The sequence below is a fragment of the Microbacterium oryzae genome (assembly GCF_009735645.1).
GTDB classification, from domain to species: domain Bacteria; phylum Actinomycetota; class Actinomycetes; order Actinomycetales; family Microbacteriaceae; genus Microbacterium; species Microbacterium oryzae.
The window spans coordinates 2,624,673-2,649,226 of the sequence record NZ_CP032550.1 but is presented as its reverse complement, the minus strand read 5'-3'; the positions used below and the strand labels follow the sequence as shown (position 1 = coordinate 2,649,226).

The 24,554-nt window shown below is 70.4% G+C and carries 18 protein-coding genes; 6 read left to right on the top strand and 12 right to left on the bottom strand.

All coding sequences use genetic code 11. From position 1 onward, the window contains the following. Positions 1-117 precede the first annotated feature (117 nt). Together D7D94_RS12285 and D7D94_RS12280 are read left to right on the top strand one after the other, a co-directional pair. Positions 118-2,031 carry a 5'-nucleotidase C-terminal domain-containing protein gene (locus tag D7D94_RS12285; protein ID WP_156242895.1) on the top strand — a complete coding sequence of 638 codons (1,914 nt, stop codon included), beginning with the start codon at positions 118-120 and terminating at the stop codon, positions 2,029-2,031. A gap of 152 nt (positions 2,032-2,183) precedes the next feature. After that, positions 2,184-5,936 carry a choice-of-anchor I family protein gene (locus D7D94_RS12280; protein ID WP_216648663.1) on the top strand — a complete coding sequence of 1,251 codons (3,753 nt, stop codon included), beginning with the start codon at positions 2,184-2,186 and terminating at the stop codon, positions 5,934-5,936. Positions 5,937-6,018: 82 nt separating this feature from the next. Here the strand turns inward: D7D94_RS12280 and D7D94_RS12275 are convergent, their stop codons facing one another. The 8 genes from D7D94_RS12275 to D7D94_RS12240 form a co-directional block, all read right to left on the bottom strand. Then, positions 6,019-7,605 carry a glycoside hydrolase family 32 protein gene (locus D7D94_RS12275; RefSeq protein ID WP_156242894.1) on the bottom strand — a complete coding sequence of 529 codons (1,587 nt, stop codon included), beginning with the start codon at positions 7,603-7,605 and terminating at the stop codon, positions 6,019-6,021. Beyond that, entirely contained in the window at positions 7,595-9,154 is a 1,560-nt protein-coding gene (locus tag D7D94_RS12270; RefSeq protein WP_156242893.1) for a glycoside hydrolase family 32 protein, read from the bottom strand. Before D7D94_RS12270 ends, D7D94_RS12275 begins: the two co-directional genes overlap by 11 nt. Then, positions 9,147-10,085: an ABC transporter ATP-binding protein gene (locus tag D7D94_RS12265; protein WP_156242892.1), complete on the bottom strand. Its 939-nt coding sequence runs from the start codon at positions 10,083-10,085 to the stop codon at positions 9,147-9,149. Before D7D94_RS12265 ends, D7D94_RS12270 begins: the two co-directional genes overlap by 8 nt. After that, a complete protein-coding gene (locus tag D7D94_RS12260; protein WP_156242891.1) occupies positions 10,082-10,993 on the bottom strand; it encodes an ABC transporter ATP-binding protein in 912 nt (303 codons plus the stop codon). The genes D7D94_RS12265 and D7D94_RS12260 overlap by 4 nt, the downstream gene beginning before the upstream one ends. Then, the gene (locus tag D7D94_RS12255; RefSeq protein ID WP_246171946.1) at positions 10,990-11,925 is read right to left on the bottom strand and encodes an ABC transporter permease; all 936 of its coding nucleotides are present in this window, start codon (positions 11,923-11,925) and stop codon (positions 10,990-10,992) included. The genes D7D94_RS12260 and D7D94_RS12255 overlap by 4 nt, the downstream gene beginning before the upstream one ends. Before the next feature lie 36 nt (positions 11,926-11,961). Next, positions 11,962-12,939 carry an ABC transporter permease gene (locus D7D94_RS12250; protein WP_156242889.1) on the bottom strand — a complete coding sequence of 326 codons (978 nt, stop codon included), beginning with the start codon at positions 12,937-12,939 and terminating at the stop codon, positions 11,962-11,964. 86 nt (positions 12,940-13,025) lie between these two features. Continuing rightward, a complete protein-coding gene (locus D7D94_RS12245) occupies positions 13,026-14,705 on the bottom strand; it encodes an ABC transporter substrate-binding protein (RefSeq protein ID WP_156242888.1) in 1,680 nt (559 codons plus the stop codon). A 45-nt stretch (positions 14,706-14,750) separates the two neighbouring features. Next, the gene (locus tag D7D94_RS12240) at positions 14,751-15,776 is read right to left on the bottom strand and encodes a LacI family DNA-binding transcriptional regulator (protein WP_156242887.1); all 1,026 of its coding nucleotides are present in this window, start codon (positions 15,774-15,776) and stop codon (positions 14,751-14,753) included. A 133-nt stretch (positions 15,777-15,909) separates the two neighbouring features. On the opposite strand from D7D94_RS12240, the gene D7D94_RS12235 reads away from it, so the two are divergent. The 3 genes from D7D94_RS12235 (at position 15,910) to D7D94_RS12225 (ending at position 19,330) form a co-directional block, all read left to right on the top strand. Further along, complete coding sequence (locus tag D7D94_RS12235) at positions 15,910-16,791, top strand: PfkB family carbohydrate kinase (protein WP_246171797.1); 882 nt, start codon at positions 15,910-15,912, stop codon at positions 16,789-16,791. 41 nt (positions 16,792-16,832) lie between these two features. After that, positions 16,833-17,933: an NAD(P)-binding domain-containing protein gene (locus tag D7D94_RS12230; RefSeq protein WP_156242886.1), complete on the top strand. Its 1,101-nt coding sequence runs from the start codon at positions 16,833-16,835 to the stop codon at positions 17,931-17,933. A gap of 116 nt (positions 17,934-18,049) precedes the next feature. Beyond that, positions 18,050-19,330, top strand: a complete 1,281-nt coding sequence (locus D7D94_RS12225; RefSeq protein ID WP_156242885.1) for an ATP-binding protein — start codon at positions 18,050-18,052, stop codon at positions 19,328-19,330. Positions 19,331-19,530: 200 nt separating this feature from the next. Here D7D94_RS12225 and D7D94_RS12220 read toward each other — a convergent pair whose 3' ends face one another. The 3 genes from D7D94_RS12220 to rlmN form a co-directional block, all read right to left on the bottom strand. Further along, the gene (locus D7D94_RS12220) at positions 19,531-20,445 is read right to left on the bottom strand and encodes a cytochrome b/b6 domain-containing protein (protein WP_173024326.1); all 915 of its coding nucleotides are present in this window, start codon (positions 20,443-20,445) and stop codon (positions 19,531-19,533) included. Between the two features lie 104 nt (positions 20,446-20,549). Beyond that, on the bottom strand, positions 20,550-21,563 hold the full coding sequence (locus tag D7D94_RS12215) for an aldo/keto reductase family protein (RefSeq protein ID WP_156242883.1): 1,014 nt from the start codon (positions 21,561-21,563) through the stop codon (positions 20,550-20,552). A 99-nt stretch (positions 21,564-21,662) separates the two neighbouring features. After that, positions 21,663-22,913 carry a dual-specificity RNA methyltransferase RlmN gene (gene rlmN / locus D7D94_RS12210; RefSeq protein WP_156242882.1) on the bottom strand — a complete coding sequence of 417 codons (1,251 nt, stop codon included), beginning with the start codon at positions 22,911-22,913 and terminating at the stop codon, positions 21,663-21,665. A gap of 60 nt (positions 22,914-22,973) precedes the next feature. Between rlmN and D7D94_RS12205 the strand changes: the two genes are divergently transcribed. Beyond that, a complete protein-coding gene (locus tag D7D94_RS12205) occupies positions 22,974-23,699 on the top strand; it encodes an aminoglycoside 3'-phosphotransferase (RefSeq protein WP_156242881.1) in 726 nt (241 codons plus the stop codon). Positions 23,700-23,705: 6 nt separating this feature from the next. Here D7D94_RS12205 and D7D94_RS12200 read toward each other — a convergent pair whose 3' ends face one another. Further along, complete coding sequence (locus D7D94_RS12200) at positions 23,706-24,545, bottom strand: SDR family oxidoreductase (protein ID WP_156242880.1); 840 nt, start codon at positions 24,543-24,545, stop codon at positions 23,706-23,708. Positions 24,546-24,554: the final 9 nt, after the last annotated feature.

Genomic DNA, 24,554 nt, shown 5'->3' with positions numbered 1-24,554 from the left:
GCTTCGCTGGCCGAAGGGGTCAGCGCGCGAAGTCGCCCTCCCCAAAGCGCCCGGGAGTGGGCAGGATGGTGCTCGTGCGCTGCGGCGCCATCCCCGACCCCCGAGCAGAGGACGACGATGCCTTCTCCTTCCCCCAGACGCGCGATGGGCGCGACGGCCGTGACGGCCGCGTGCGCGCTCGCGTTCCTCCCCGCGGCAGCGAACGCCGCCGTCGAACCCGACACCACGGCCATCCGGGTGCTCACGATCAACGACTTCCACGGCCGAATCGAGGCGAACGGCGATGAGGTCGGCGCCGCGGTGCTCGCCGGCGCGGTCGCGCAGTTCAAGGCCGAGAACCCCAACACGATCTTCGCGTCCGCCGGCGACAACATCGGCGCCTCGACGTTCACGTCCTTCATCCAGGACGACGAGCCGACCATCGACGCCCTCATTGCCGCACAGCTCGACCTCAGCGCGGTCGGCAACCACGAGTTCGACCAGGGCTTCGCCGACCTCCGCGATCGGGTCATCCCGCGCTACGGCAGCGGCGACTACGCGCTGGGGGCGAACGTCTATGCAGCCGGCACGACCGATCCCGCCCTGCAGGAGTACGCCATCCGAGAGGTGGACGGCGTGAGAGTCGGCTTCATCGGCACCATCACGAGCGACACCGAGACGCTCGTCAGCCCCGCCGGCATCTCGGAGCTCGACTTCGGCGATCAGCTCGAGGCCGCGAACCGCGTCGCCGCGGAGATCGCCGGTGACACCGACGTCATCGTCCTGCTGACGCACTCGGGCGCGGCCGGCGAGGACTGCGCCGCGATCCCCGGCGAGCAGTCGGAGTACGGCGACCTCATCCGCGGCGCCTCGGCCGACATCGACGCGATCGTGTCGGGTCACACGCATCAGCTGTACAGCTGCGATGTCGACGGACGCCCGGTCATCTCGGCGCACCAGTACGGCACGACGCTCGGCGCCCTCGACATCCAGGTCGATGCGAGCACGGGCGAGCTCGTCTCCATCGCCGGGTCGACCGTCGACCTCGCGACCCAGGAGACGGACGAGAACGGCGAGGAGGTCGACGTCCCGCAGTTCCCCGCCGATGAGGAGGTGCAGCGGATCGTCGACGACGCGAGCGCCGAGGCCGACGTGCTGGGCCAGGAGGTCGTCGGGCAGATCAGCGGCGACATCCTGCGCGGCGGGAACCCTCCCGGCGACGACCGCGGCGTGGAGTCCAGCATGGGCAACCTCGTCGCCGACATCTACCTGTGGTCGACCACGGACTACGAGAACTACGGCGGCGCCCCGGCCGACATCGCGGTGATGAACCCGGGCGGCTTGCGCGACGACCTGCTCTACGGCGAGGACGGCACGGTCACCTACGAGGAGGTCGCGGCCGTGCAGCCCTTCGGCAACACGCTGACGACCACGACGCTCACAGGCGCGCAGCTCGAGGAGATGCTGGAGCAGCAGTGGCAGCCGGGCAACGAGCGGCCGAAGCTGCACCTCGGCATCTCGGATGGCCTCGCCTACGAGTACCTGGACGACGCGCCCGCGGGCGAGCACGTCGTGTCGATGACGTTCCAGGGCGAGGCGATCGCGCCGGAGGACACCTTCCTGGTGACGACGAACTCGTTCGTCTCGTCGGGCGGCGACGGCTTCACCGCCTTCCTCGAGGGCACCGGCACCGCCGACACCGGCCTCATCGACCTCTCCGCGACCGTCGACTACTTCGCGGCGCTGGATGTCGTCGACCCGGCTCCGCTCGGCCGCGCGGTGGCGGTCGAGGAGCCGGCACCGTCGCCGACACCGGAGCCCACCGCGGAGCCCACGGCCCAGCCGACCGCCCAGCCGACGGTCGAGCCGACCGCCCAGCCGACGGCTGAGCCGACCGCCCAGCCGCAGCCGTCGACGCCGCCCACGCGCGAGCCCGACCGGGAGCTGATCCCCACCGACGGCGACATGACCGGCCTGCTCGCGGGCGGCGCCGGCGTGCTCGTCCTCGGCGGCGCGCTGCTCGTCGCGCTGCGCCGGCGCACGCACGCGTAACCCGAACGCACGAGCACAGCGCCCCGCGACCGTCCCGGTCGCGGGGCGCTGTGCTGTTCGCCTGGCGTTCACCGGGGTGACACCTGGCCTCGACAGGGTGAGCGCGCCGGGCCCCGACCCGGCGTTCGATTCCTGCGATCACGAGGACAGCGATGCCTTCTCCCCTCTTCAGACGCGCCGTGGGCGCGGCCGCCGCCACGGCGACCGCCTGCGCGCTCGCCATCGTGCCGGTCGGCGCCGCCAGCGCCGCTCTGGTGCCCGACCCCATCGTCGGCGCCGCCTCCGACGCCCCCTTCTCCCTCACGCCCACCGGCACCTACGAGACCGGCGTGTTCGACGAGGGCGCGTCGGAGATCGTGCAGGCGCACGGCGACCGGCTCTTCTCCATCAACGCCTCGGAGGGCTCGGTGAGCGTCCTCGACATGAGCGACCCTGCCGCTCCCGCCCTCCTGTTCACCGTCGGAGCCGCCGGCTACGTCGCGAATTCCGTGGCCATCCGCGAAGACGGTCTCGGCGTCGTCGCCCTCGAGGTCGCGGCCGACAAGACCGCGCCCGGCGCGCTGCTGTTCTTCGATGCCGACGCCGACGAGCCCGCCGTCCTGGGTCAGGTGACCGTCGGCGCCCTGCCCGACATGGTGACGGTCTCCCCCGACGGGGCGTACGCGCTCGTCGCGAACGAGGGCGAGCCGGCCGACGACTTCTCCCGCGACCCCGAGGGCTCGGTGGGGGTCGTCACGCTTCCCGCGCTCGGCACGGTCGCCGCGCCCGCACAGGCCGACGTGCGCATCGCCGATTTCCACGCGTTCGAGAACGGCGCGCTGCCCGCCGATGTCCGCGTCTTCGGCCCCCGCCCGCACGGCGACGACCTGCCGGTGTCGCGCAACCTGGAGCCGGAGTACATCACGGTCTCGGGCGGCACGGCCTACGCGGCACTTCAGGAGGCGAACGCGGTCGCGGTCATCGACCTCGCCACGGCCGCCGTCACCGACATCTGGTCGCTCGGCTTCAAGAACTGGGGTGAGGTCGCCCTCGACCCGTCGGACCGCGATCCGAAGGACGCGCCGACCATCGACCTGCGCACGTACGACAACCTCTACGGCATGTACATGCCCGACGGCATCTCGTCGTACGAGGTGGACGGCGAGACGTACCTCGTCACCGCCAACGAGGGCGACGCCCGCGAGTGGGGCGAGTACGTCGAGCCCGCTCGCGTGAAGAACCTGGCAGAGGATGGCCTGGGCCCGGTCTGCGAGACCGCGTTCGACGCCGCGCTGCTGGCCGATGACGAGCTCGGCCGCCTCGAGGTCAGCACCGAGATGGGCTTCGACGAGGAGCAGGGCTGCTACGACGAGCTCTACGCGTACGGCGCGCGCTCGTTCTCGATCTACCGGACCGACGGCACGCAGGTGTTCGACTCCGGCTCGCAGTTCGAGGAGATCACGGCGGCGCTTCTTCCCGAGCACTTCAACGCGGGGCACGACGACAACGAGCTCGAGAGCCGAAGCGACGCGAAGGGCGTCGAGCCCGAGAACCTCGCGATCGGCGAGGTGGATGGCCGCACGTACGCCTTCGTGGACTTCGAGCGTCTCGGCGGCGTGATCGCGTACGACATCAGCGACCCCGCCGCGCCGCGGTACGTCACCTACGTGAACAACCGGGACTTCTCCGTCTCGGCCGCCGACGACATCGAGGCGGCACCCGAGCGGCAGGCGGAGATCCTGTCGCAGGCCGGCGACCTCGGCCCCGAGGGCCTCGACTTCATCCCCGCGAGCGAGTCCCCCACGGGCAAGCCCCTGCTGGCGGTCGGCAACGAGGTCTCCGGCTCGACGACGCTCTACACGATCGACGACGGCACGACCGAGGCGCAGATCCTCACGATCAACGACTTCCACGGTCGCATCGAGTCGAACGGCGACGAGGCGGGGGCCGCGGTGCTGGCCGGAGCCGTCGCCCAGTACCGGGCGGAGAACCCGAGCACGATCTTCGCGTCGGCGGGCGACAACATCGGCGCATCGACGTTCACCTCGTTCATCCAGGACGACGAGCCGACCATCGACGCCCTCGTCGCCGGCGGCCTCGGCGTGAGCGCGGTGGGCAATCACGAGTTCGACCAGGGCTTCGCCGACCTCACCGACCGCGTGATCCCCCGCTACGGCAGCGCCGACTACGCCCTCGGCGCGAACGTGTACCGCAAGGGCACGAAGACCCCGGCGCTGCAGGAGTACGCGGTGCGCGAGGTCGGCGGGGTGCGCGTGGCCTTCATCGGCACGATCACCCCCGATACGGCGACCCTCGTCAGCCCTGCCGGCATCGCCGATCTCGAGTTCGGCGACCAGCTCGAAGCCGCGAACCGCGTCGCGGAGCGCCTCACGGCGGAAGACGCCGCCGACGTCATCGTGCTGCTGACCCACTCGGGCTCGGCCGGCGAGGACTGCACGGCCATGGCCGGCGAGCAGTCCGACTACGGCGACCTCATCCGCGGCGCCTCGGCGGAGATCGACGCGATCGTCTCCGGACACACCCACCAGCTCTACCACTGCGAGATCGCCGACCGTCCGGTCATCTCCGCGCACCAGTACGGCACGACCCTCGGCGCCCTCGACCTCCAGGTCGACGACGCCACGGGCGAGCTGCTCTCCATCGAGGGGTCGACCGTCGATCTCGTCACGCAGGAGGTCGACGAGAACGGCGAGGAGATCGACGTCCCGCAGTTCGCGGCGGATGGCGCGGTGCAGGAGATCGTGGACGCGGCGGCCGCGGAGGCGGATGTCCTCGGCCAGGAGGTCGTCGGCCGGATCAGCGGCGACATCCTGCGCGGGGGCACCCCTCCGGGAGACGACCGCGGCGTGGAGTCGACGATGGGCAACCTCGTCGCCGACATCTACCGCTGGGCGACCTCGTCTGAGTACGGCAGCTACGGCGGACAGGCCGTCGACATCGCGATCATGAACCCGGGCGGGCTCCGCGACGACCTGCTCTTCGGCGAGGACGGCACCGTGACCTACGAGGAGGTGGCGGCCGTGCAGCCGTTCGGCAACACCCTCGTCACGACCACCCTCACGGGAGCGCAGCTCGAGGCCATCCTCGAGGAGCAGTGGCAGCCGGGCAAGGAGCGCCCGAAGCTGCACCTCGGGATCTCGGACGGCTTCGCCTACGAGTACATCGAGGACGCGGCGGCGGGCGAGCACGTGGTCGCCATGACGTTCGAGGGCGACGCGATCGCGCCGGAGGACGAGTTCCTCGTCACGACGAACTCGTTCCTGGCCTCGGGTGGCGACGGGTTCGCGACCTTCGCGGATGGCGCGGGCACCGCGGACAGCGGCCTGATCGATCTCTCGGCGACGGTCGACTACTTCGATGCGCAGGATGTCGTCGACCCCGCTCCCCTCGGCCGCGCAGCTGTCTATGCGGCAGCGCCGGAGGAGCCGGGCGAGGAGGTCCCCGGCGAGGAGACGCCGGGCGAGGAGACTCCCGGCGAGGAGACCCCGGGCGAAGAGACCCCGGGCCAGGAGACCCCGGGCGAAGAGGTGCCCGAGGAGGAGAGCCCTGCCGAGGAAGCTCCGGTTGAGGAAGCTCCCGCCGAGGAGATCCCCGCGGAAGAAGTCCCCACCGAGGAGACCCCTGCCGAAGAGACTCCCGCGGAGGAGACCCCCGCGGAGGAGACCCCCGCCGAAGAGACTCCCGCCGAGGAAGTCCCCACCGAGGAGACCCCCGCGGAGGACACTCCCGCCGACGCCGCTCCCGAGGCGGACCCGGCTCCGCACGCCGACCCTGCGCCTCAGGGCGAGGCCGAGGAGGACCTGGCCCCGACCGGCAGCGACCTCACGCTGATCGGCGCTGTCGCTGCGGCCCTGCTGATGGGCGCGGGGGTCCTGCTCCTCGCGCTGCGACGTCGCCGGGCATAATCCGCCGGCCAGAGGGGCCGTCGTCGCGACCACGAGTCGCGGCGGCGGCCCCTCCCCATGCCATGGGAGACGCGTGCCCGTCTCAGCGGACTGCGAGCTCCCGGATCGTGAGTCCTCGGAACACGGCGCCGCCGTCGGACGCGTAGAGGCGGATCCGGTCGTCAACCTCGAGCGGGAACACGCGGTGCGAGTGCACCACCGTGCCATCGCCGATGAACAGCTCGACGCTCGTCCGATCGGCGAGGACCCGCATCACGAGCCGTCCCGTCGAAGGATCCACCGGCGTCTGCGACTCCCCACCTGTCGGGTTGATCGTCGGTCGACGGTTGACGTAGGCGAAGCGGCCGTCGAGATAGGTCCCGACAGCCACGTGGCGGCCTCCACCCGGTGCTCGGAGGACCTCGATGCCGACGTTCCCCGGCGGATCCGTCGGATCCCACACGAGCTCGCAGGTCAGGTCGAAGGATCCGGACTGCACGTCCAAGTCCTTCGTGCCGGCGACCGACACGTCGCCGAGGTCATGGACCTTCGTCGCGTATCGTGCGAGCGCCGAGGGCGGGGCGGATGCGAGAGCGTATCCGTCCGCAGTCGCAACCAGCCGCAGCTCGCGCACGATCATGTCGTCCCCGTTGTAGCCATCAGTCGCGAGGCTGGGCGTGTTGTGGGGATAGTCCCAGAAGTTCGCCCAGCCGATCGCACGCCGCAGACGCGGGTTTTCGGCGCCGGACTCGTCATGATCCGGGTAGGTGACGGCTCCGTAGAAGTCGTAGCCCCAGTCCAGCCACCGCGGCTCGTCGTGCGCGGTGCTGAACGTCGCGCCGTCGAAGTCGCCGAGCCAGTAGGCGTACGTGGCCGGAAGCCCGCGCCCCTTGCCGTTCGCGCTCGTGCCGAGGATCCAATGACGACTGCCGTCCTCGGCCTGCATGCGGAAGAGGTCAGGGCACTCGAGCAACCCGAGGTCATCGCGTCGGAACTCTCCGACGCGCGTCCAGGAGCGCAGGTCGGGCGAAGCGTAGAAGCCCAGCCGATCGCCCTCGGCGTTGGCGAGGAACCAGCGCGCACGTTCGTCATCCCACACGACCTTCGGGTCGCGGAAATCGTGTCGACCCGGGTTCGCGAGGACCGGCTCGTCCCCGGCAGAGGCGAAGCTGCGACCGCCGTCGACGGAGTACCACAGGTACTGCCCCTGGACGCCGTTCGGAGCCTGTGTCACGAGCGCGACGACCGCTCCTTCGCCGAAGCCGGCGCTGTTCGCGACGTCGACCACCGCGCTGCCGGACCAGCAGTCCCCGTTATCGTTGGAGAACTTCGGGATCGCGACGCCCCGATCGACGAACTTCACGTGGTCCCGGGTCGTCGCCAGGCGCCAGGACGTGCCACTGCCGCCCGTCAGATAGTCCTCGTTGTACAGGTAGTAGTACAGGTACTCGCCGTCGATGAAGATCGGTCGCTGCGGGTCGTTCTTCCAGTTGTCCGGCACGCTGAAGTGATATGCCGGCCGCTGGCGCTGCCGGGCATTCGGCGAGCGGTTCGAGCGCGCTGTCGCCGCCGTCGCGGGTGCGTCGGAGACGGTCACCGCCGCCGCCCCGAGCGCTGCCGCTCCGGCGCCTGTGAAGAGCGCGCGGCGCGAGAGACTCTGTCGAGGCCCCCGGGAGGCGTCATCGGTCATGGCCGTCCTCCTCGGAACCCGCGGCGCCGGACAAGCGGACCTCCTGCTCCTGGCCGAGCACCCGCCAGCCGTCGATCCTCGCCAGCGCCGCGCCGCCGCCGGCCTGCACGCGGATGCCGACCGCGTCTGCGCGGGTGGGGTACACGCGGGTGGTCAGCGCGATGCCGTCTACGAAGATCTCCAGCGATGAGCGGTCGAGGAACCCGCGCACCCGCACGTGATCGTGTTCTGCCGGCACCGCGCCGGAATGCATCGACGTGTCGAGGTCCTCGCCGAGCGACGAACGGGCGCGATCGACGGTGAGAGTGAGCTCGCCGTCGGCTTCGCGCCTGACGACCGCGACCGTCTTCTCGGTGCCGTCGGGCGTCGAGAGCATCTCGATCGTCACCGCGGATCCCGCCGGCACCGACGCATCGAGGTCGAACTCGATCTGGTCCCCGGCTGACGCCACGGCGCCCTGCTCTCTCCTCCATGTCAGGCGCTCACCTCGGGCTGCCTCGAGCTCCGGCACGGGCTCCTGGCGGATGACGCCGATGTCGTCGATCGTGAGGACGCGCGGGAGCGCCATGGCACCGGACCAGCCGGCTGCCCGCTGGGCGGCCCCGCCGCGCGCCTCCTGCATCCAGCTCCAGAGCACGCGGCGCCCCGACTCATCTGCGAACGTCTGCGGCGCGTAGGCGTGGCGTCCGCCCAGGTCGAGTCGCTGATATCGGTCGATCGCGAACCGGTCGCCCGCATAGCGGCCGATCGCCGCGAGCGGGTGCATCGTGCGGTCGTCGTCCCATGCCGAGAAGAGCAGCACGTGCTCGTCGTCGCTCGCGCTGTCCGGCGCGCCCGTGGTGCCATCCGCGCCGAGCCGGAAGAAGTCGACGCACTCCCACATCGTCCCCGTCCACAGCGGGTCCGTGTCGGGCAGCGCGGCGGCCTCGCCGATCGCGAGCGGGCCGATCAACCGCCATGACACGAGATCCTCGGATTCGTAGAGGAAGGCCGTGCCGCCCTCGCCTCGGATGCCGCTGCCGATCAGCTGCCGCCACACGCCGTTCTCCCGCCACACGCAGTGGTCGCGGAATGCCGTGAGGGCCACGCCCTGCGGCGGTTCGATGACGGGGTTGCCGCCCTCCTTCGTCCAGGTCGTGAGCGTCGCGTCGCCGTACGCGAGGCAGGCGGTCTGACGTCCGTGCGCGTGCCCCGAGTAGACGATCACGGGGCGTCCGCGATCCTCGACGAGGACGCCCGACCAGCAGCCTTCCTCGTCCGGTCCTTCGCTCGGAGTCAGCGCGATCGGGCGGTCGGACCAGCGGACGAGATCGGTGCTGACCGCGTGTCCCCAGTGGATGAGGCGGTGGTCGGCACTGTACGGGTTGTACTGGTAGAAGAGGTGGTATTCGCCATTCCACTGGCTGACCCCGTTGGGATCGTTGAGCCATCCCGAGGGCGACGTGAAGTGATAGACGGGCCGGTAGCGGTCCGCGAGCACGATTGCGCGCGGGTCCGATTCCTCCAGCACCGCTGACGCGCTGGCGGGGTTGCGGTGGTCCTCAAGCATGGGGCGTGGTCTCCTTGGGCTTCCAGACCCAGTGTCCGGATTCGTGGTCGACGAGCACGCGAGCGGACGGGGCGTCCGCCCAGGCCTCGATCTCGGTGCGGAACAGGCGTCTCTCCTCCGGATCGAACGGAATCGTCCGCTCGGGGTCGGGGACGGCTCCGACGAGCATCCGCGTGTACGGATGCTGTGGGGAGTCGAGAAGGGCGAGCGACTCGCCGCCCTCGACGAGGGTCCCTCGGTGCATCACGAGGATCCGGTCGGCGAGGTATCGCGCGGATGCGAGGTCGTGCGTGACGTAGAGGATGGCGATCCCCCGTTCATCACGGAGCTTCGACAGCAGGTTCAGCACCCCGATCCGCACGGAGACGTCGAGCATGGACGTGGGCTCGTCGGCGAGGATGACCTTCGGCTCCACGGCGAGCACGCGGGCGATCGCGATGCGCTGACGCTGACCTCCCGACATCTCATGCGGGAAGGAGCTGAGGACCTCGGCCGGCAGCCCCACGGATTCGACGAGCTCGACCAGCTGCGCGCGCAGGTCCTTCCTCGCCTTGCCGTGCAGGTGCAGCGAGCGCGCGAGCACGTGCTCGACGCGCTGCGTCGGATTCAGGGAGCCGAACGGATCCTGGAACACCATCTGGACGTCGCTGCGGTAGGCCTTGGACGCTCGACGCCGCTGCGTGCGCAGCACATCCTCGCCGAGCACCTCCATGACGCCGTCGTCCGGCGTCTCGAGCCGCGCGATGCATCGGGCGAGGGTGGACTTGCCCGATCCGGATTCTCCGACGAGCGCCACGATCTCGCCGCGCCCGACCTCGAGATCCACAGAGTTCAGCGCCTTGACCTCGCGACGCGAGCGGAAGCCGCCCTGCACGAATGTCTTGTCCAGTCCGCGGATACGGATCGCAGGCTCGGTCTGAGTGACGTTCATCGTCCCCCCTCGGTACGGAGCTCCACGTCGCTCGGCGCGACGAAATGGCCGGGTGCGACCTCGACGAGGTCGCCGATGTCGGTGAAGCGGGACCCCTCGGCCAGTCCGACGAGGTGCTTGCGCGGACCGGAGATCGAGGGGAACGCTCCGAGAAGCGCCTGCGTGTAGGCGTGGCGGGCGCCGCTCTTCAGCACCGACGCGGGCGCGAGCTCGACGATCCGACCGGCGTACATCACTCCGATGCGGTCGGACAGCTCGAGCATGAGTGACATGTCGTGCGTGATGAACAGCACCGAGAAGCCGAGCTCCTGCTGCAGCTCCCTGATCTGCGCAAGGATCTCCTGCTGCACCACCACGTCGAGAGCCGTCGTGGGCTCGTCGAGGATCAGCAGCCGCGGTCGCAGCGCACAGGCCATCGCGATGACGACGCGCTGGCGCTGACCGCCGGACAGCTGGTGCGGGTACGCGCTCAGACGCGCCGGATCGATCCGGACGAGGTCCATGAGACGCACGGCCTCGGCCCTCGCCGCCGAACGCGACATCCTCTCGTGCGTGGTGAAGATGTCGATGATCTGGTCGCCAATGCGCATCACGGGGTTGAGCGAGTTCATGGCGGACTGGAACACCATCGCCGTCTCCCGCCACCGCCACTCGCGCAGCTGCTGCGCGCTCATGCGGAGCACGTCCTGGCCGTCGAAACGGATGGCTCCCGCGCTGATCCGCGCGGGATCCTTGAGCAGGCGCATCACCGCGTTGGCGACCGTCGACTTGCCGCATCCGGATTCCCCCGCGAGTCCGAGGATCTCCCCGGGTGCGATGGACACGCTGACCCGATCCGCACCTCGGACGGCCCGCTCGTCGCTGACGTATTCGACGACGAGGTCTTCGATCTCGAGCAGCGCGCTCATGAGCGGCTCTCCCTTCCGGCGTCCCCGATGGTCACGAGCGTGGGGGCGCTCGCGCTCGCCGCGCGCCGCGGCTTCCGCAATCGCGGGTTCGTGATCTCATCCACGGCGTAGTTGCACAGCGACAGCGCGAAGGCGATGAGCGCGATCGCTAAGCCGGAGGGGACGAAGATCCACCACTGGCCGAGCATGAGCGAACCGTCGCTCGTCGCCCAAAAGAGGTTGGTCCCCCACGAGATGGTGTTGGAATCTCCGAGGCCGAGGAATTCCAGGCCCGCTTGAGCGCCGATCGAGCCGATGATGCAGCCGAGCAGAGTCGTCATGACGATCGAGGCCATGTTCGGCAGGATGTCGCGCAGCATGATGCGCAGCGGCCGCTCGCCGCTGACGATCGACGCCGCGACGTAGTCCTTCCCGCGAATCGACATGCCCTGCGCGCGCAGGATGCGCGCACCGCCGGCCCAGCCCGTGATCGTCAGCACCACGATCACGGTGCCGAGCCCGGGCGGCAGGAACGCGGCCAGGATGACGAGCAGCGGCAGCCCGGGAATCAGCAGGAAGACATTGGTCGCGAGGCTGAGGAGGTCATCGAGGACGCCTCCGAAGTACGCGCCCGCGAGCCCGATGAGCACCGCGACCAGCGTCGCGAGCAGCCCCGCGGTGAAGCCGACGAAGAGCGACGCCCGGGAGCCCCACAGGGTGAGGGCGAGCACGTCCTGCCCCTTCGCGGTGGTGCCGAGCAGATGCTCGCCGTTCGGCGGGGTCGCGCCGCCGTCGAGGATGCGCGAAGGGTCCTCGGGGAAGATCACCGGCGCGAGGAGCGCGCTGAGGACGAACAGCAGGATGATGACCAGGCCGGCCACCGCCTTCCCGTTGCGGCCCAGGTTCCGCAGCAGTCGGACGAGGCCACGGGGGTTGCGCGGCGCGGTCGCCATGAGCGCGGTCTGCGTGGTTGCCATGGTGTTCCCCTCTCAGGACACCCGCACGCGCGGGTCGAGGCGGACGTAGATGATGTCGATGAGGAAGTTGGCGAGGAGCACGGCCCCCGTGATCGTGAGGAACATGCCCTGCATGAGCGGGTAGTCCAGGCCCTGCACGGCGGCCATCAGCTGGTAGCCGACACCCGGATACGCGAACACGACCTCGGTCAGCAGCGCACCGCCGACGATGAAGCCGATGCTCATGCCGATGTTCGTCACCGCCGGCAGCATCGCGTTGCGGGCGGAGTAGGCGAACATGATGCGCGACGGATGCAGCCCCTTCGCCTCCGCCATGAGGATGTAGTCCTCGCTGTTCGTGCCGATCATGGTGTTGCGCATCGCGAGCATCCATCCGCCGACGGAGACGAAGACGATCGAGAGCGCGGGCAGGACGAGGTGGGCCGCGACGTCGCTGAGGAACACCGGGCTGAACGAGGGCTCGAGTCCCACCGAGAACGCGTGGCTGAGCGGTGCCCATCCCAGCGCGATGCCGAAGACGTAGAGGAGCCCCATCGCGAGCCAGAAGTACGGGAAGGATCCGAGGAAAACCAGGAACGGCGGCACGAACGAGTCGAGGAAACTGCCGCGTCGCCAGGCGGCGATGATCCCGAGGAGGTTGCCGATGATGACGGCGAGGATCAACGAGGTGAATCCGAGCAGCAGCGTCCACGGCAGCTGAGTGCCGATGACGTCGGTGACCGGCGTCGGGAAGCGGGAGATCGAGATGCCGAGGTCGCCGGTGAGCACGCGCCACAGATACTCGGGGTACTGCTGCCACCAGGGCCGCTCGTCCACGCCGAGGAGCCGACGCAGGGAGTCGATCTGAGAGGGATCCAGCTGCCCCTGTGACCGGGACAGCATCCTCGAGACCGGATCGCCCGGCATGAGCCGTGGCAGCAGGAAGTTGAGGGTGATCGAGAGCCAGAACGCCACGAGGTAGAACCCCAGCCGACGCATGATGAATCTCATGACGGTTCCTTTCGCGTCAGGAGGGCACGCCCCGTCGGGGCTGGGTTGTCCTACCCAGCCCCGACGGGGGCGCGAACGCCCTGCTGTCAGTCGACGGGCTGCAGGGAGGTCAGCACGAGGACGGTCGTGGGAGAGCGCGTCGCGAGCGTCGCGTAGGGGTCGTCCTCTGTCGGCCACCCCGTGAAGCGGGTGTCGGTGTAGGCACCCCACTCCGGGCCCGGGAACAGCGGGACGACGGGGGCGACCTCGCTGTACAGCGCCTGCAGCTGATCGACGATCTCGTGCTGCGCGGTCTCGTCCGACGCCGCCGAGAACCGATCGAGCAGCTCATCCGCCTGGGGGTCGCTGAAGCGGTGGTAGTTCGAGAACGTCTGCTCTCCGACCGGCTTCAGCGTCTCGCTCGACATGAGCGAGCGGTAGTACTGGTAGGGCGTCGGAGCGTTGTCGCTCCACACGATGCCGGTGTCGAACGTGCCCTGCTCGTACGCGGCCGTGACCGCGGCCCAGTCCGGTGCATCGACCGTGGCCGTCACTCCGATGTCCGCCAGGTCCTGCGAGATGATGTTCGCCACGGAGAGCCAGTCCGTCGAGGTGGACCCGACCGAGATCTTGAATGCGAACGGCTCGCCGTCCGGGGTCGTGCGCTTGCCGTCCGCGCCCGCCTCGAAGCCGGCTTCGTCGAGCATCTCGCCCGCCTTCTCGGGGTCGTGACCGATCCAGTCGCACGAGCCGAGGAGCGACTCGTCCTTCCACGTGCTGTACGAGCCCGACAGGCCGCTGCAGTCGGCGGGTTCAGTGTAGCCGGACATGCCGACCTTCACGACCTGCTCCCGGTCGACCGCGAGGCTCAGCGCCTTGCGCACCTGCGGATCCTCGAACATCGGCTTCGTGGTGTTGAGCTGCCAGTTGATCATGGCCCCGGTGGGCGGGAACCAGTAGTGGCGGTGCTCCGGGTCGCGATCGACGTACGTCTTCTGGATGTCGGGCATGAACTGCGGCGCCCAGTCGACGTCGCCGTTGATCGCGGCGAGGTTCGCGCCGTCATTTCCCGCGAAAGCCAGCATTCGCACACCCGGGAGATTCTGCTTGTCCTGCTGCCAGTACTCCGGATTCGGCAGCAGCTCGAAGGACTGCGCCTGGAACTTCGACACCTCGGTGTACGGGCCCGTGCCGACGGGGGTCTCGTTTTCGAACTTGTCGGGATTCTCCTGGTCCGCCCAGATATGATCGGGCACGATGACCTGCTGCCCGACCTCGAACAGGCCCGGCGAGAAGGGCTCGGAGAAGGTGAAGACGACGGTCGCGTCGTCCGCCGCCTCGACCTTCGAGACGTACGGGAAGCTGCCCTCGACGATCTTCTGCTGAAGGCCGAACGTCGTCGCCACGTCCTTCGCGCTGAACGGCTCCCCGTCCGACCACTTCACACCGTCGCGCAGGTGGAAGGTGAGGCTCAGCCCGTCATCGGACGCCTCCCAGGACTCGGCGAGCCAGGGGGTCGTGCTGCCGTCCGCGGGGTTGTAGATGATCATCGACTCGTAGATCGCCTGCTGCGTCATGGGAGCGGCGTTGGGCGAGAACGGGTTGAAGTTCTGGCTGAACGTGCCCATGTCCTCGCGCGGGATCGTGAGCAGCGGGCCGGAGGCGGCGTCGCCGCCCGCGTCGCCCGCGTCGCCCGCCGTGCAGCCGCTCAGCAGCAGCGTCGTCGCCGCTGCCGCGGCCACGAGGACGCCGGCCAGGCGTCGCCCTCGAATGCGTGTGGATATCATCGAAGTGATCCTTCCGATTGCTTCATTGGTGCGGGAGGTCGCTCGTCACGGGATTACCGGCCCAACGGACGAGCGTGTGCGCAGCGGGCAGTCGATCAGGACGCGCGCGTCCTGAATCGGTCTGCCCGCTGTCAGCGAGGTGAGCATGCTCACCCCGGCTGCGCCCATCCCCGCGAAGGGAAGGGCGACAGTGGTCAGCTTCGGGCGCAGGTACGCCGCGAGGATCTCCTGGTCGTCGAAACCGACGACCGAGAGGTCTCCGGGGATCGAGAGTCCGAGATCCTTGGCCGCGTCGTAGAGGCCCATCGCGATCCGGTCGTTGCCGCAGAAGATCGCGGTCGGCCGGTCGGCGCGCTCGAGGAGTTCCCGACCGGCGAGGTATCCGCTCTCCGCGGTGGCGTCGCCGAGGCAGACGAGATCGTCGTCGAGTCCGAGACCCGATTCCTGCAGCTCGGCACGGAAGCCTTCGAGTCGCCCGATCTGCGCGGGGATGCCCGGGGTGAGGGTGATGTGTCCGATGCGCTCGTGTCCGGCGTCGATGAGGGCGGCGGCTGCCCGTCGACCGCCTGTGACCTCGTCGGGCACGACAGCGGGGAACTCGCCCTTCTCGTCGTAGCAGTTCACGAGGACGCAGGGGACGTCCTTCGCGGCGTCGGGCACGCTGATCGCGCGGTGCCATGCGGCGGCGAGGAGGATTCCCTCCACGCGCTGCTCCAGGAGCTTCTCGATCGCCAGGGCGTCCATGGCGTGCTCGTCCTCGCTCGGGGCGATGAGCAGGAAGCGCTCCTGCTCCCACGCGCGCTGCTGCGCACCGCGGATGACATCGGCGGCGAAGGGAGAGGTGACGATCTCAGTCACCAGGCCGAGCAGACCACTGCTCTGCGTAGCCAGGGCTCGCGCCGCGGCATTGCGTCGATATCCCAATCCGGCGGCGACCTTCTGCACGCGATCGCGGGTCGCGGCGGGGATCATCACATCGGTGCGGTCATTGAGCACGAAGGACACGGTGGTGCGACTGACGCCGGCCACCTGCGCGATGTCCGCCATCGTGGCGGGGCGCTTGCGTGCCATGTCGACTCCTATGTCTGCTCGTGAGGTGCTGCAGCTAACTTACTCGGTTTACTAACCCGCGTCAACGCGTATTCTCGACGTGTTCGACCTGACCCAGCGAGCCACTCGGCTCGCCCACCGGAAGGAGCATGACGTGAAGACGCTCATCATCGGAGAGGCGCTGCTCGACATGGCGCGTGAGAACGGCGTGCTCCGCACGGCGCCGGGTGGGTCGCCGGCCAACGTGGCCCTGGGTCTCGGTCGCCTGGGACTCGCGCCGGTCCTGCACACCGCTCTCGGAGACGACGAGGCGGGCCGCACCATTCGCGCGCACATCGAGGCGTCCGGCGCCCGGCTGAGCCCCGGAAGCGTCGGCGCGCGCTCGACATCGACCGCGACGGCCGACATCTCCGCCGATGGCGACGCGGTCTACGACTTCGCGATCGAGTGGGATCCCGCGCCGCTTCCGGTCGACGGATACTCGGTGGTCCACACCGGCTCGCTCGGATCCTGGCTCGCACCCGGCGCCGCCGTCGTCGGGCGGATGCTCGACGACGCCCGAGCGGCCGGAGGCGCGATCACCTTCGATCCGAACATCCGCGTCTCCCTCATCGATGACGAGGACAGAGCACGGCGGCTCATCCTCCGACGCATCGCTGTTTCGGACCTGGTGAAGATGAGCGATGAGGACGCCGCCTGGCTCTTCCCCGGAGCAGCGGAGAACGAGGTCCTCGACACCGTCCTCGACGCGGGTGCGCGCGTCGCCGCTGTCACCCGCGGAAGCCGGGGCGCGGTCATCGCCACCCGCGATCACCGCATCTTCCAGCCGTCGAAGCCCGTCGCGGTCGCCGACACGATCGGGGCGGGAGACACGTTCATGACCGTGCTCGTGGCGGCCGTCGCCGCAGACCCGTCCCTCCTCGAAGGGCCGGACGGCACAGCGCTCGAGCAGGTCCTCGATCGCGCCCTGACGGCTGCCTCGATCACGGTCTCGCGCTCCGGCGCGGATCTGCCCTGGGCGAGCGAGCTGAGCTGATTCTCCGGAATTCCCATCACCCCCGACCTGTTGCACCGGGCATGAGCACTCCGCGTCCCGTCGACGTCATCGTCATCGGAGCGGGGCAGGCCGGACTCTCGGCGGCGTACCACCTGCGCCGCATCGGGCTCGCGCCCGTCGACGCCGGCGGGGCCGAGACCTTCGTGGTCCTCGACGGGGATGCCGCACCGGGCGGCGCGTGGCAGCACCGCTGGGCGTCGCTCCGGATGGCCACGGTCAACGGCATCCACGAGCTCCCCGGCCATCCGGTGCCGCCCGCCGACCCCGAGAGCGCGAGCCGGGACATCCTGCCCGCCTACTTCGCCGAGTACGAGCGGATGTTCGACCTGCGTGTGCGACGACCCGTCCGGGTGCGCGCAGTGCGTCGTGAGGATGACGCCCCGGATGGCCGCCTCCTCGTCGAGACCGACGCCGGCGGCTGGTCCGCGCGGTTCGTCGTCAACGCGACAGGCACGTGGACGAGCCCGTTCGTCCCGCACTATCCGGGTCAGGAGCGATTCCGTGGTCAGCAGCTGCACGTCGCGGACTACGTCTCCGCGGACGAGTTCGCCGGGAAGCGGGTCATCGTCGTCGGCGCCGGCATCTCGGCTGTGCAGCTGCTCGAGGAGATCTCGCACGTCGCCCAGACGGTGTGGATGACCCGCCGCGAGCCGCAGTGGACGGACGAGGCCTTCGACGAGCCCGCCCGCATCGCCGCCGTCGCGGGCGTCGAGGAGCGCATCCGCCGGGGCCTCCCGCCCGCGAGCGTGATCTCCGTCACCGGCATGCACTGGACACCGTGGGCGATCGCCGCCCGCGAGCGCGGCGTGCTCGTGCGGCACCCGATGTTCGCCTCGATCGAGGAGGAGGGCGTGCGGATGGCCGACGGCACCTTCATCGCGGCCGACGCCATCCTCTGGGCGACGGGTTTCCGACCCGCCCTCCGGCACCTCGCCCCGCTCGGTCTGCGCACCGCGGAGGGCGGCATCCGCGCGTCCCGCAGCCGCGCGCTCGACGAGCCGCGCCTCTTCCTCGTCGGGTACGGGCCATCCGCCTCGACCGTCGGCGCGAACCGGGCCGGTCGGGCCGTCGCCCAGGCCATCCGATCGACGCTGCGGGAGCGCGGCGAGCGCGCGGCGTAGCATCCGCTATCCTGTGCGGAACGATTCCCGCACCCGGGACCGCACCGAACGGCACGACCCCTGCCGGCACCTCTCCGCCGCTCTTCCCCGAGCGACCGCTGCCGCCAGGAGGCATCATGAGCCGTACCCGCATCCGCGACTTCCACGACGACGACCTCGACGGCATCGTCCGCCTGTGGGAGGAGTCCGCCCAGGACGACGCCTCGCCCGTCTACGCCCTGTCGGAGGTGATCGCCTCCTGCCAGGCCGACCATGCCGTCGTCGCCGTGCGTGACGACCGCGTCGTCGGGGCGGCGGTGGGCCGCGCCGCCCACGCACAGGGGTGGGTGGTGTTCTTCGCTGTCGCTCCGCACGAGCGCGACGACCGTGTGGAGGCCAGCCTCCTCGACGCGCTCGAGCGGCGGATGGCCCCGATCGGCCTGGGGAAGCTGTCGATCCTCGTCGCCGACAAGGCCGGGGCCCTCGACGGGCTCACCGCCAACGGCTTCGAGCCGCGCACCCAGCTGCGGTATCTCGAGCGGCAGATGCCGGTGCAGCGGCGTGAGCTCGACCTCCTCAAGGACGTCGGCGGACGCATCCTCCCGCGGCATCTGTGGGATGCCGTCAGCGGCATGCAGCTGGAGAAGGACCTCCTCGAGGAGCGGCTCGTCGTGCCGCTGTCGCGTCCGGACCTCGCCGACCGCTTCGGCGTGGTGCCGCCGCGCGCGGTCATGCTGTTCGGGCCACCCGGCACGGGCAAGACGACGTTCGCGAAGGCTGTCGCGTCGCGGCTCGACTGGCCCTTCGTCGAGCTGTTCCCGTCGCGCCTGTCGGGTGAGCCCGGTGGACTCGCGGCCGCGCTGCGGCAGACGTTCGAGGTGATCGGTGAGCTCGAGCACGCCGTGGTGTTCATCGACGAGGTGGAGGAGATCGCCGCGCGTCGAGGCGGCGAGCCGCCGTCGCCGATGCAGGGCGTGACGAACGAGCTGCTGAAGCTCGTGGCGGAGTTCCGCGAGCGGGAGGGGCGGCTGCTCATCTGCGCGACGAACTTCGTGCGGGCGCTGGACGCGGCGTTCCTCCGGCACGGGCGCTTCGACTACGTCATCCCGATCGGGCTCCCCGACGACGAGGCGCGCTGCGCGATCTGGCACCGGTACGTGCCGGAGCAGGTCGTCGCGGGGCTCGACTTCGACGCGCTGGTGGCGGCGAGCGACGGGCTGACGCCGGCCGACATCGAGTACGCCGCACGTCGGGCATCGCAGGAGGCGCTCGCCCGCGCGCTTCGCGACGGCGACACCGCCGACGCGTCGCTGCACACCGAGGACTACCTGGCTGCGCTGGGTGCCACGCGCGCGACGGTGTCCGAGGCGACCGCGCGGGAGTTCGGCGACGACGTGCAGACGCTCGCGCGGCTGTAGGGGGCGAGCACTGGGGCTCTGCGGACCGCGAGACTAGCGTTCGTCGTCGAGACCAGCGCTCGGAGCACTAGCCTCGACGCCCAACGCTAGGGCTAGTGCTCCGAGCGCTAGTCCTAGCGCACCGGGCGCTAGTCCCGCGGGGGCCCGTCCCGCGGGGGCCCGTCCGGCGCGCCCCCGGGCCGCGGCCGCCGCTCCGCGCACTACTTGCGCAGGCGCACGTCGCCGAAGCGGCGCGCGACGGCCGCGATCCAGCGGTCGTTGCGGATCGCGAACCACGCCGCCACGAGCACGACGACCGACAGCGCGAAGAGGCCGAACCCGAGCCATCCGTCGCTGTGGTCGCCCGCATAGATCGTGTTGAGGTTGCGGCGCGCGCCGGTCGTGAGCACGAGGCCGACGTGCACGATGACGAAGGCCACGAAGAACAGCATCGTCGGCCAGTGCAGCGCCTTGGCGATGCGCTCGGGGAACGCACGGCTCAGCCGCTCGCTCTGCCGCGGCCAGAACGCGCTGAGCCGGAACCCCGTGATGGCCGCGATGGGAGCCGCGAGGAACACGATCGCGAAGTAGCTCAGCTGCTGCAGCGCGTTGTAGTTCGTCCACCCGTCGTGCGTCGGCCAGTCGAAGGAGGCGTACTGCACGAGCGCCGACAGCGCGTTCGGGATGACGTCCCAGCTCGTCGGCACGATGCGCGCCCAGTGCCCGGACGCGAACAGCAGCACGACGAAGACGAGCCCGTTCACGAGCCACAGCACATCGACCGCGATGTGGGCCCAGAGCGCCAGGCTCATCCGGCGCTTCTTCACGCGCTTCGACGACCACAGCCCGCCGGCGACCTTCTCATTCCGCACGCGCAGCGCGGAGCGGACGACGAGGACGAGGAAGAACGCGTTGAGGAAATGCGTCCACGACACGAACGCGGGGATGCCCGTGGTCACGAAGTCGGGAAGCGTCGATGCGCCGGGGTACGCGCGGACGAGGTCGGCGACGACGCCGAAGCTCGCCAGCCAGCGGACGGCGCAGACGCCGACGAACGCGAGGATGAGGAGCCCGGCCGCGCCCAGCAGGAGGGCGAGCGCACGCGGCCACGGCGTGCGGGGGCGAGGGGACGTCACCAGACGATCATGCCAACCGGGTCGCCCCTTCCGGAAACCGGGTGAAACACAACGCAGACGGATGGCCCGCGACCGTCGGTCGCGGGCCATCCGTCACGAGGCGCTCAGACCAGGCGCGACTTCGGCGAGACCCCGTACGTGTCCTCGGCGTCGTCGTTCACGACGCCCGCGAGGGCGCGGTCGATCGCGGCGAGGACGTCGGCCTCGAGCACGACGCCCGACGCCTTCACGGTGTCGGCGAGCTGCTCCGGGCGCGAGGCGCCCACGAGCGCGGCGGCCACGTTCTTGTTCTGCAGCACCCACGCGATCGCGAGCTGCGGCATCGACAGGCCGAGGTCGGCGGCGATGGGCTTGAGGTTCTGCACGGCGGTGAGGACGTCGTCGGTGAGGAAGCGCTGGATGAACTCCGCGCCGCTCTTCTCGTCCGTCGCGCGGCTGCCCTGGGGCACGGGCTGCCCGGGCAGGTACTTGCCGCTCAGCACGCCCTGCGCCATGGGCGACCAGACGATCTGCGAGATGCCGAGCTCCTCGGACGCCGGCACGACCTTGCCCTCGATGACGCGGTGCAGCATGGAGTACTGCGGCTGGTTCGAGACGAGCTGGACGCCGAGCTGCTTGGCGAGAGCGTGACCCTCGCGCAGCTGCTCCGCGGTCCACTCCGAGACGCCGATGTAGAGCGCCTTGCCCTGGCGCACGACGTCGGCGAACGCCTGCATCGTCTCCTCGAGGGGCGTCTCGTAGTCGTAGCGGTGCGCCTGGTAGAGGTCGACGTAGTCGACGTTCAGGCGACGCAGCGACCCGTGGATGCCGTCGAAGATGTGCTTGCGGCTGAGGCCGGTGTCGTTGGGGCCCTTCGGACCGATCGGGAAGTAGACCTTCGTGAAGATCTCGAGGCTCTCGCGGCGCTGGCCCTTCAGCGCCTCGGCGAGCACCTCCTCGGCGGCGGTGTTGGCGTACGTGTCGGCAGTGTCGAACGTCGTGATGCCCGCGTCCAGTGCCGCGTGCACCGTCGCGATCGCCGCGTCGTTCTCGACCTGCGAGGCGTGCGTCACCCAGTTGCCGTAGGTGATCTCCGAGACCTTGAAACCGCTGTTGCCGAGATAGCGATAGTTGACCATCCCCCTACGCTAGCGGCCGCCGGTGACACCGCGGCCCGTCGCGAGGAAACGCTTGCTGAACCGGCAGGCACGGCAGCCGGCCGGGCCATCCGGCCCGCGTCAGCTCGTGGCGGCGGCCTCGGCCTCGTCGTCCTCGGTGGCGACGAGCTGCCCGCAGGCGCCGTCGATCTCCTTGCCGCGGGTGTCGCGGATGGTCGTCGGGATGCCCGCGTCGTTGAGGCGGCGGACGAACTCCAGCTGCGCCGAGCGCTCCGACGCGTCCCACACGGAGCCCGGGGTCGGGTTCAGCGGGATCGGGTTCACGTGCACCCAGCCGCGGCCGCGCGCGTTGAGCTTGTCGGCGAGGAGGTCCGCGCGCCACGGGTGGTCGTTCATATCGCGGATGAGCGCGTACTCGATCGAGACGCGGCGGCCGGTCGCGTCGAAGTATGCGCGGGCGGCGTCGAGGGCCTCGTCGACCTTCCAGCGCGAGTTCACCGGGATGAGCTCGTCGCGCAGCTCGTCGTCGGGCGCGTGGAGGGACAGCGCGAACGTGACGGGGATCTCCTCGGCCGCGAGCTTGCGGATGGCCGGGACGAGGCCGACGGTCGACACCGTGATCCCGCGCGCGCTCATGCCGAGGCCGTCCTTCTTGTCGACCATGACGCGGACGGCCTGCATGACGCGGCTGTAGTTGGCCAGCGGCTCGCCCATGCCCATGAAGACGATGTTGGAGACGCGCTCGGCGCTGTGGTCGTCGGACTTCTTGCCGCCGAGCTCGCCCGAGGCGATGACCTGGTTGGCGCGCACGATCTGGTCGACGATCTCCGCCGCCGACATGTTGCGCGTGAGGCCCGCCTGGCCGGTGGCGCAGAAGGGGCAGTTCATGCCGCAGCCGGCCTGCGACGAGACGCAGAGCGTGATGCGGCCGGGGTAGCGCATGAGCACCGACTCCACGAGCGCGCCGTCGTGCAGACGCCACAGGAACTTGATCGTGTCGCCGCCGTCGGTCTGCAGGCGACGCACCTCGGTGAGGAGCGGCGGGAGCATGCCGGCGACCAGCTCCTCGCGGCTCTCCGCGGGGAGGTCCGTCATGTCGGCGGGGTCGCTCGTGTGGTGCGTGAAGTAGTGCTTGGCGAGCTGCTTGGCGCGGAAGCCGGGGAGCCCCAGCTCCTTCACCTTCGCCACGCGCTCCTCGGGAGTGAGGTCGGCGAGGTGCACGGGCGGCTTGCCGCGCTTCGGGCTCGCGAACTGCAGCAGCGGGCGTCCGGTGTCGTCCTTCTGCTGCTGCCATCCCTCGGTGCGCGGGCGCACCTGGCGCACGCCGGTGTTCTTCGGGCGTGTCGTCGTGATGTCGGGGCGCTCGCTCATGCCCTCCAGGGTACGGGGCGGCCCTGCGAAGGTGCTGGTGCCGGCGGGCAGGATGGGAGCATGAGCATCCCCGCGGACGACGTCCCGGTGCCCGCGCGCGTCCGCGAGCTCGCGGGCGCTGCCCGGCTGACCCCGGCATGGCGGAACGGCCTCGGCGGCCTCACGTTCCGCACGGACGACGGGCGCTACATCAAGTGGGGCCCGCTCGATCTCGAGACGTCGATGGCGGCGGAGTCCGAGCGCCTCGCCTGGGCCGCTGCCTGGGTGCGCGTCCCCGAGGTGCTCGAGCAGGGGTCGGACGACACCCACGAGTGGCTCGTGACGCGCGCGCTTCCGGGAGAGAGCGCCGCTGCGCCGCGGTGGACCGCCGACGCCGCGACCGCCGTGCGCGCGGTCGGCGAGGGGCTCCGTGCGCTGCACGACGCGCTCCCCGTCGAGGCCTGCCCCTGGTCCTGGCAGGTGCCCGACCGCGTCGCGAACGCGCGCCGTCGGGGCGTCGCGGTCCCCGAGGCGCTGCGGCAGGGGCCATCCGTCGACCGGCTCGTCGTGTGCCACGGCGACCCGTGCTGCCCCAACACCCTGCTCGCGGACGACGGCCGCTGGACGGGCCACGTCGACCTCGGTGCGCTGGGGGTCGCCGACCGCTGGGCCGACATCGCGGTCGCCGCGATGAGCACCGAGTGGAACTACGGTCCGGGCTGGGCGGACGCGCTCGTGGCGGCGTACGGCGTCGAGCCCGACCGCGAGCGGATGGCGTACTACCGCGACCTGTGGAACGCGACGTGAAGCGCGCTACAGGAACACATCGGGGATGAGATCCGCGTCAGGCGTCCCGGGGACCGCGGCGTAGCGCGCGAGATCGGGGACGCCCGCGTCGGCGAGGACGTCCTCGACGAGGAGCGTCTGCCCCGAGCAGCCGCGCGCGGTCTGGGTGAGCACGAGGTGCGCGGCGTCCGCGTAAATCTCCGGTGTGCGGCTGCGCGCCATCATCGCGTCGCCGCCGATGACGTTCTGCACCGCGGCCGTGGCGATGAGGGTCTTCGGCCACAGCGCGTTCGCGGCGATGCCCGCATCGGCGAACTCCGCCGCGAGCCCCAGCGTCGCCATGGTCATCCCGAACTTCGCGAGGCTGTAGCCCGGGTGGGCGCCGAGCCACCGCGGCGTCGTGTTGAGCGGCGGGGACAGCGACAGGATGTGCGGGTTCGCGCTCTCGCGCAGCGCGGGGATGGCCGCGCGGCTGAGCATGAAGGTGCCGCGGACGTTCACGTCCTGCATGAGGTCGTACTTCTTCGCCGGCAGATCCTCCGACCCCGACAGGTCGATGACGCTGGCGTTGTTGACGACCGCGTCGATGCCGCCGAAAGCCCCGACCGTCTCGAGCACCGCCCGCGCGACGGACTCGTCGTCGCGCACGTCCCCCACGATCGGCAGCGCCTGCCCGCCGGCGGCGCGGATGGCCTCGGCCGCGGTGTGGACGGTGCCCTCCAGTCGCGGATGGGGCTGGTCGGTCTTCGCCAGCAGCGCGACGTTCGCTCCGTCGCGCGCCGCCCGCAGGGCGATGGCCAGGCCGATGCCGCGGCTGCCGCCCGACATGAGGATCGTGCGCCCGGCGAGGGAACCGTCGTGGATCATCCGCTCTCC

What these genes read in the sequence shown, in the direction of transcription:
- D7D94_RS12250 (WP_156242889.1), bottom strand. Translation starts at nt 12,939, where the DNA reads ATGAGATTCATCATGCGTCGGCTGGGGTTCTACCTCGTGGCGTTCTGG.
- D7D94_RS12215 (WP_156242883.1), bottom strand. Translation starts at nt 21,563, where the DNA reads ATGGTCAACTATCGCTATCTCGGCAACAGCGGTTTCAAGGTCTCGGAG.
- D7D94_RS12280 (WP_216648663.1), top strand. Translation starts at nt 2,184, where the DNA reads ATGCCTTCTCCCCTCTTCAGACGCGCCGTGGGCGCGGCCGCCGCCACG.
- D7D94_RS12225 (WP_156242885.1), top strand. Translation starts at nt 18,050, where the DNA reads ATGAGCCGTACCCGCATCCGCGACTTCCACGACGACGACCTCGACGGC.
- D7D94_RS12230 (WP_156242886.1), top strand. Translation starts at nt 16,833, where the DNA reads ATGAGCACTCCGCGTCCCGTCGACGTCATCGTCATCGGAGCGGGGCAG.
- D7D94_RS12265 (WP_156242892.1), bottom strand. Translation starts at nt 10,085, where the DNA reads ATGAACGTCACTCAGACCGAGCCTGCGATCCGTATCCGCGGACTGGAC.
- D7D94_RS12270 (WP_156242893.1), bottom strand. Translation starts at nt 9,154, where the DNA reads ATGCTTGAGGACCACCGCAACCCCGCCAGCGCGTCAGCGGTGCTGGAG.
- D7D94_RS12245 (WP_156242888.1), bottom strand. Translation starts at nt 14,705, where the DNA reads ATGATATCCACACGCATTCGAGGGCGACGCCTGGCCGGCGTCCTCGTG.
- D7D94_RS12260 (WP_156242891.1), bottom strand. Translation starts at nt 10,993, where the DNA reads ATGAGCGCGCTGCTCGAGATCGAAGACCTCGTCGTCGAATACGTCAGC.
- D7D94_RS12200 (WP_156242880.1), bottom strand. Translation starts at nt 24,545, where the DNA reads ATGATCCACGACGGTTCCCTCGCCGGGCGCACGATCCTCATGTCGGGC.
- D7D94_RS12275 (WP_156242894.1), bottom strand. Translation starts at nt 7,605, where the DNA reads ATGACCGATGACGCCTCCCGGGGGCCTCGACAGAGTCTCTCGCGCCGC.
- D7D94_RS12205 (WP_156242881.1), top strand. Translation starts at nt 22,974, where the DNA reads ATGAGCATCCCCGCGGACGACGTCCCGGTGCCCGCGCGCGTCCGCGAG.
- D7D94_RS12255 (WP_246171946.1), bottom strand. Translation starts at nt 11,925, where the DNA reads ATGGCGACCGCGCCGCGCAACCCCCGTGGCCTCGTCCGACTGCTGCGG.
- D7D94_RS12285 (WP_156242895.1), top strand. Translation starts at nt 118, where the DNA reads ATGCCTTCTCCTTCCCCCAGACGCGCGATGGGCGCGACGGCCGTGACG.
- rlmN (WP_156242882.1), bottom strand. Translation starts at nt 22,913, where the DNA reads ATGAGCGAGCGCCCCGACATCACGACGACACGCCCGAAGAACACCGGC.
- D7D94_RS12240 (WP_156242887.1), bottom strand. Translation starts at nt 15,776, where the DNA reads ATGGCACGCAAGCGCCCCGCCACGATGGCGGACATCGCGCAGGTGGCC.